Genomic DNA, 7,016 nt, shown 5'->3' with positions numbered 1-7,016 from the left:
TCATCCGGCCGTCATGCGCCAGGACGCGGCCGGGAATGTTCTCATATCGCGCCGATCGCGCAAGAGCCGGCGCAACAGAGCCGTGAGGCTTTGGCGCCGGCATCCGGTCAGGCGCGCGGCACTGTCTCCATCGGGAAGATCATCACCGCGCCTTTCGGGCCGCTCTTGTCGGCAAGCCGCATCACCGAGCGGGTTGCCGGCGCCATGCCGAGATCGGTCAGCATGTCGGAGAAGCCTGCGGAGCCCATTCCGCGTGTCGCCGAGGCGACGCCGTCCTGTGCCAGGAAGCTCAGATCCTGCTTCTCGCTCTCCGGCGGCGCCTCGGTCAAAACAGCGATCATCCGCTCCATGCCGAAACTGGTGTCGGTGAAAGCCAGCAGCCCCTCTTCGAGCATGGCTTGCGGGGCGAGGCGTTCGGCAACGATATGGGTGATCGAATAGTCGCTGCCGACATAGAGCACATTGATGTCGACCAGCAGATCCGAGCCGTTCTTGGCCAGCACATGCACTTCGTCGCCCGGCGAGACGCGCGGCACCACCGAAGCCTGCAGCGGTTCGAGGCCATCCTTGTCGCGGCGTTTGACCTGGAACTGGACGTCGACGTCCTCGGGCTTGTAGTCGGAGGCCGCCGCCAGCCGCGAAAGCCCGGTGGCACGGAAGATGGTGCGCAGGTTCCTGGTCGTTGCATCGGCCAGCTTGTGGCGGTCGTGAATGATGATCAGCGGCGGTTTGCCGCCCTCCTTCAGGCTCACGTCGCCCGACGCCGGCAGGAACCACAGCGCCGGCTTGTCGGCCGCATCCTTGGGGGCACCGGGAACAGCATTCTCGCGTATCACCGCGAGGCGGAGGTCGGCGCTCTTGCCGGGTTCGACCAGCTCGATGTTGAAGCCGGTCTCCCTGGCTGTGGCCAGTTCGTCGAGAACCGCATTGACGAGAGCGGTTTCCTTCTCAAGTCCCTTGGCTATGGCCGGCCGCGCCAAGACGAGCTTGTAGTCGACGGCGATCTCCGCCACCCGCGCATAGGCGTTGGCGGGAATGTCGGCGACTTTGAGCGCCGGCTTCTTGTCGAACTCGACCGGCTTGACGCGGCTTTCCAGGTTTTTTGCCGACTGCACTTCCAAAAATCCGACAGCGTCGGACAGCGGCGATAACGCCGACGGCAGGATGGCGAGCTTGCTGCCGGTGGTGAGGCGATGCAGCAGCCCGGCGCCGATCGTCGCTTCGCCGTCCTTGATGACGACAGGCCACTGCATGACTGCATCGGTCTTGTCGGTGCCGAAGACGCGGGCATCCAGTTCGCCCTCGAACAGCGGTGTCGGCCGGGTGCGGCTGTCGGCCGAATATTGCTGCAGCACGGCCTGGCCGAGTTGGCGATAGGTGACGTTGGGATTCTCGGCCAGTTTGGACAGGATGGTGAAGGTGAACAGGCCCAAGCGCGGCGCATCCGCGATGCCCTTGGGCAACGGCATCTCGGGCGTCGTCTCCACCGTCTGCGCGGCATAGAAGGCGACCAGCTTGCCCTTGGTGATCGGTTCGCCACCGGTCGGCGTCAGGGTGAAGGCGGGCTTGCGCGTGCCATTGTCGTCGATGCCGCGCGAGCCGGCGACCGAAATCACCTCGTCATAGGCTTTGATCGCGGCAGCCCGCTCGGACTCGTTGCCGCCGACCAGGTCGGCGAACTCGACCTTGCGCTCCAGCTCGTCATCGACCTCGACGGCGCGTGTCGCGGTTCCGGAATGGCAGCAGTCGAACACAACCCAGACGAAAGCACCCTTGTCGCGGATGGCGTCGAGTGCCGCGCCGATTTCGTTGTCGATCAGCGCATTGGGCACGCCGGCATCACGGTTGATCCATTTGCCGATATCGACGGGCAGGAAGATCTCGTCGAGCCCGTCGGTCTCGTCGCCCTTGACCATCTGCGGCTGCTGGGCACCGTGACCGGACAGATGCAGGTAGACGAAATCGTCGCGCTGAACCTTGGCGGCAAGGTCGGCCAATGCAGCCTTGATCGCCGCATGGGTCGGCAGGCCACTGGCGCCGGGGACATCCTTGGCGAGCAGCGTGACGTTTTCCGGCGCGAAGCGCACGGGGTCGGGCACATTCTTCAGGAGATAGTCGCGGACGAGGGCTGCATCGTTCTTCGGCCCGACAAGCCAGTTCCTCTGCGGCAGGTTGGGATATTCGGTGCAGGCGACCAGCAGCGCATGGTAGGTGCGCGATGCGGCCATGGTCCGGAACGATACCATGCCGGCCATGGTCAAGGCGGACGTGCCGACCAGCAGCGTCCGCCGCGTCAATTTGATCATGATTGCTTCCCCAAGCCCGACCGAATTTCCAAGCGCGGCAATCCTTGCCGAAGATATTGTCAGTATTTTGAACGTCACATCGCAGAGCAACCTGCCTGTTGCCCCGCTCCGATCGATGTTCTCGACCGCCTCGCGGGCAGAATGCTGGAAACAGTAGCAAAAATGCCTGTTCGTCGCTATCTGGATGGGACATGGATCGTTGTGCGCGGCACAAGCGACGCAAGGCGAGTTGGAAACAGGATCATGGCGGCAAGGGATGTGCTGACGAAGAACCAGCTGTGCGTGCTCGAGAAACTCGAGACCGCCAGCGGACCGCTCAGTGCCTACACCTTGCTCGACCAATTGCGCGAGCGCGGTTTTCGCGCGCCGCTCCAAGTCTATCGCGCGCTCGATACGCTGGTGAAGTCAGGTTTCGTGCATCGGCTCGAAAGCATCAACTCCTTCGTCGCCTGCGCCGAGCCGCACGACCACAGCCATTCGATGACCGCCTTCGCGATCTGCGACACATGCGGGCAGGTCACCGAAATGTCCGACCACGATGTCGGCCACCAGTTGGACGAATGGGTGCGCTCCACCGGCTTCGCCGCCAAGAAGGCGGTGATCGAATTTCGCGGGACGTGTGCCAAGTGCCTGGCTGAAGCGGCTTAAGGCCCATCGCTTCGTCATCCTAGGGCGAAGCAGGAGCGAAGCGACGTCGCGGAGACCCTAGGATCCATGCCGTGACATGAGAATGTCGCGGCGGCCCAGATTTAAGGATACTTGGCGCAGCCTCGGAAGCGGCTTCATTTTGCACCGTTGCATCCAAGGCTAATGTAACGGCATGGATCCTAGGGTCTGCGCTCCGCTTCGCGTCGCTCCGCCCTAGGATGACGACGATCGGCTAATGCGCCTCGTCCCAGTTGTTGGCGGCCCGCGCGTCGACGTGCAGCGGCACCGACATCGAAACCGCCGGCATCGCGGCGTTTTCCATGACATGACGAACGACGGGGATCGTTGCCTCGACTTCCGCCTCGACGGTCTCGAAGATCAATTCATCATGCACCTGCAGCAGCATGCGTGCCGAAAGGCCTGCTTTTTCCAGCGCCTCCTCCATGCGGATCATGGCACGGCGGATGATGTCGGCGGCGGTGCCTTGCAGGCGGGCGTTGATCGAGGCGCGCTCGTTGAACGCGCGGAGCGAGGGATTGGACGATCTTATATCGGGGTAATGGATGCGGCGGCCGAAGATCGTTTCGACAAAGCCATGCTCGCGGGCATAGGCCTTGGTCTCCTCGATATAGTCTCGGATGCCGGGGAAGCGCTCGAAATATTTCTTGATGTAGTTGCCTGCCTCCTCGCGCGGGATCGACAGCTGGTTGGCGAGACCGAAGGCCGAGATGCCGTAGATGATGCCGAAATTGATCGCCTTGGCGCGGCGGCGGACTTCCGAAGGCATGCCTTCGACCGGCACGTTGAACATCTCCGACGCGGTGATGGCATGGATGTCGGCGCCGTCGGCGAAAGCCTGCCGCAATTGCGGGATTTCGGCGACATGGGCGAGCACCCGCAGCTCGATCTGGCTGTAGTCGGCCGAGACCAGGCGGTGGCTCTTGTCGGTGATGAAGGCGGTCCTGATCTTGCGGCCTTCGGCGGTGCGAACCGGGATGTTCTGCAGGTTCGGGTCGGAGGACGATAGCCGGCCCGTCGTCGTCGCGGCCAGCGCGTAGGACGTGTGGACGCGCTTGGTGTCGGGGTGGATGAAGCCCGGCAGCGCATCGGTATAGGTCGATTTCAGCTTGGTCAGCTGGCGCCAGTCGACGATCTTGCGCGGCAGTTCGTGGCCTTCGGCAGCGAGATCTTCGAGAAGCTGCGCCGAGGTCGACCACTGGCCGGTCTTGGTCTTGGAACCGCCGGGCAGGCCCATGCGCCCGAACAGGATGTCGCCGAGCTGCTTTGGCGAGCCGATGTTGATGCGTTCGCCGATGAGCTGGTAGATTTCCTCTTCAAGGCGAGCGGCGCCCTGGGCCAGTTCGCCGGAGAGCCGCGACAGGATCTGCCGGTCGACCGAGATGCCGCGCTGTTCCATGCGCGCCAGCACCGGCACCAGCGGCCGCTCCAGCCGCTCATAGACAGACACCAGGCCCTTGGCGGCAAGCCGCGGTTTCAGCACCAGCCAGAGCCGAAGCGTCACATCGGCGTCCTCGGCGGCATGAGCCGTCGCCTTGTCGATGTCGACCTGATCGAAACCGACGGAGCTTTTGCCCGAGCCGGTCACATCCTTGAGTTGGAGAGGGGTATGACCGAGCCACTTTTCGGCAAGCGCATCCATGCCATGACCATGGGGCGTGCCGGCATCGAGCACGTAGGAGATCAGCATGGTGTCGTCGAACGGCGCGACATCGATGCCGTAGCGGCTCATGATCACAAGATCGTATTTCAGATTCTGCGCCACCTTGAGAACCGATCGGTCTTCGAGCAGCGGTTTCAGCACGGCCAGCGCCTCGCGCAGCGGAATCTGGTTTTCGAGCGCGCCACCACCGAGCAGGTCGCCATTGCCGCTCATGTGGGCAAAAGGAATGTAGGCGGCGCGGCCGGGCGCTGTGGCGATGGCCATGCCGATGAGTCCGGCCTGCATCGGATCAGCCGATGTTGCCCGGACATCGAAGGCGGCGATGCCCGCCTCCCGTGCCTCGGCCACCCAGGCTTTCAGGGTCGAGACATCGCGAATGCAATGATAGGCAGAAATATCGATCTTGCCGGTGGCCGCGCGCTCCAGCCGCAGTGCCGCGAGCAGGGAAGGGGTATCGCCTTGTTTTGACGTCTCCGCCGTCCCGCCGGCTTCGTCCGGTTCAGTGCCGGACGCGTTTCGGGCAACCGGCGGCAACCCGGCCCCGACATCTGGGCCATGAGCATGATCGGCGCGTTCGACGGTGACCGCGACGGCCTGGACGTCGCCGGCCTCGGTGCTGGTCGCTTCCGCCACACGGCGGGTCAGTGACGTGAATTCCATGGTCTTGAGGAAACCGATCAGCTTCGGACCGTCCGGCGCGTGCAGCACGAAATCCTCCAGTCCCTCGGTCACCGGCACATCGTTCATCAGCGTCACCAGCTGACGAGAAATGCGCGCCTTGTCGGCATTGGCGATGATCGATTCGCGCCTCTTGTCCTGCTTGATCTCGCCGGCCCGGGCCAGCAGCGTGTCGAGGTCACCGAACTGTTCGAGCAGTTGCGCCGCCGTCTTCGGCCCTATGCCGGGCACACCAGGCACATTGTCGACCGAATCGCCGGTCAGCGCCTGCAGGTCGACCATCTTCTCCGGCGGCACGCCCCATTTTTCTATGACTTCCGGAATGCCGATCTGGCGGTCCTTCATCGGGTCGTACATGGCGACCGTATCGCCAACCAGCTGCATCAGGTCCTTGTCGGAGGAGATGATGGTGGTATCGCCGCCGGCTTCGCAGGCGAGCCTCGCATAGGTGGCGATCAGATCGTCGGCCTCGTAGCCTTCGATCTCGACGCAGGGCAGGTTGAACGCCCTGGTCGCCTGGCGGATCAGGCCGAATTGCGGGATCAGATCTTCCGGCGGTGCCGAGCGGTTGGCCTTGTATTCGGGGTAGAGGTCGTTGCGGAAGGTTTTCGACGAATAGTCGAAAATGACGGCGAAATGCGTTGGCACAATGCCTACATCGGTGTTGCGGGCGTCGAGCATCAGCTTCCACAGCATGTTGCAGAAGCCGGAAACGGCGCCGACCGGCAGGCCGTCGGATTTGCGGGTCAGCGGCGGCAGCGCGTGATAGGCACGGAAGATGTAGCCGGAGCCGTCGACAAGGAAGAGGTGATCGCCTTTTTTCATGCCGGCAGGGATAGCGCGGCGCGGCGGCTTGGTCCATGCCAAAGGCAGCCTCGACTATCGGTTCCGGCAACACCCTGACAGATCGCCGTCACCCTGCTCACGCCTATGTTACAAAACTGTAATTTTCGTGCCCTTGAATCGCCACGTTCACAGACCCAAATACACGTCATCGGCAGTTTTCGCCGAGTCCGGAGCAAGGCCCGTCCCCCGCCTATCCCGGACACCTGCGGCAGCCTATCCCCCCTCTCCGGGCTGCCGCATCGTTTCGAGTAGAAGGCCGCCGTGGTTCCCCCTCCACCACGGCGGTCTTTTTTATCCCAGACAGACGTTTGCAGCCCGTGGTCCAATGATCGCGGGCTTTTCGTTTTCCTGTCCTGCCTTTACGGTTCGGGTTCTGAATCGAAAGGCTTCACATATGTCCGCAATTTCCTCCGTCCTCGACCGTCTCGACAACAATCTCGACCAGAGCCTCGAGCGCCTGTTCGGCTTGCTCAGGATCAAGTCGATCTCCACCGATCCGGCCTTTGCCGCCGATTGCCGCAAGGCGGCGGAATGGCTGGTGGCCGAACTCAAGCTGATCGGCTTCGACGCCAGCGTTCGCGACACACCAGGCCACCCGATGGTGGTTGCGCACCATGACGGCCCGGCCGGTTCGCCGCATGTGCTGTTCTACGGCCATTATGACGTTCAGCCGGTCGATCCGATCGAATTGTGGGAAAGCGATCCGTTCGCGCCTGCTGTCAAGGAGGTCGGGCCGGATCACAAGGTGATCACCGGACGCGGGTCGGCCGACGACAAGGGCCAGTTGATGACCTTCGTCGAGGCTTGCCGCGCCTGGAAACAGGCGCACGGCAATCTGCCTTGCCGCATCACCATCC

Annotated in this window: 4 protein-coding genes; 2 read left to right on the top strand and 2 right to left on the bottom strand. The window is 63.1% G+C overall.

Going from position 1 to position 7,016, the window contains the following annotated elements:
* Nucleotides 1-107: 107 nt before the first annotated feature.
* Complete coding sequence (locus EN750_RS11910; RefSeq protein WP_127396540.1) at nucleotides 108-2,306, bottom strand: caspase family protein; 2,199 nt, start codon at nucleotides 2,304-2,306, stop codon at nucleotides 108-110.
* Nucleotides 2,307-2,549: 243 nt separating this feature from the next.
* On the opposite strand from EN750_RS11910, the gene EN750_RS11905 reads away from it, so the two are divergent.
* Nucleotides 2,550-2,954 (top strand): Fur family transcriptional regulator, encoded by a 405-nt coding sequence (locus tag EN750_RS11905; RefSeq protein WP_109658718.1) that lies wholly within the window; start codon nucleotides 2,550-2,552, stop codon nucleotides 2,952-2,954.
* A 232-nt stretch (nucleotides 2,955-3,186) separates the two neighbouring features.
* Here the strand turns inward: EN750_RS11905 and polA are convergent, their stop codons facing one another.
* Complete coding sequence (gene polA, locus EN750_RS11900; protein WP_189526154.1) at nucleotides 3,187-6,138, bottom strand: DNA polymerase I; 2,952 nt, start codon at nucleotides 6,136-6,138, stop codon at nucleotides 3,187-3,189.
* 415 nt (nucleotides 6,139-6,553) lie between these two features.
* Between polA and EN750_RS11895 the strand changes: the two genes are divergently transcribed.
* The coding region (locus EN750_RS11895) for a M20/M25/M40 family metallo-hydrolase (RefSeq protein WP_127396538.1) at nucleotides 6,554-7,016 on the top strand (463 nt) is incomplete at its 3' end.

Origin of the sequence: Mesorhizobium sp. M7A.F.Ca.ET.027.03.2.1, from assembly GCF_003999175.1 — a bacterium.
Classification (GTDB): domain Bacteria; phylum Pseudomonadota; class Alphaproteobacteria; order Rhizobiales; family Rhizobiaceae; genus Mesorhizobium.
This window is presented reverse-complemented; position numbering and strand designations above follow the sequence as displayed.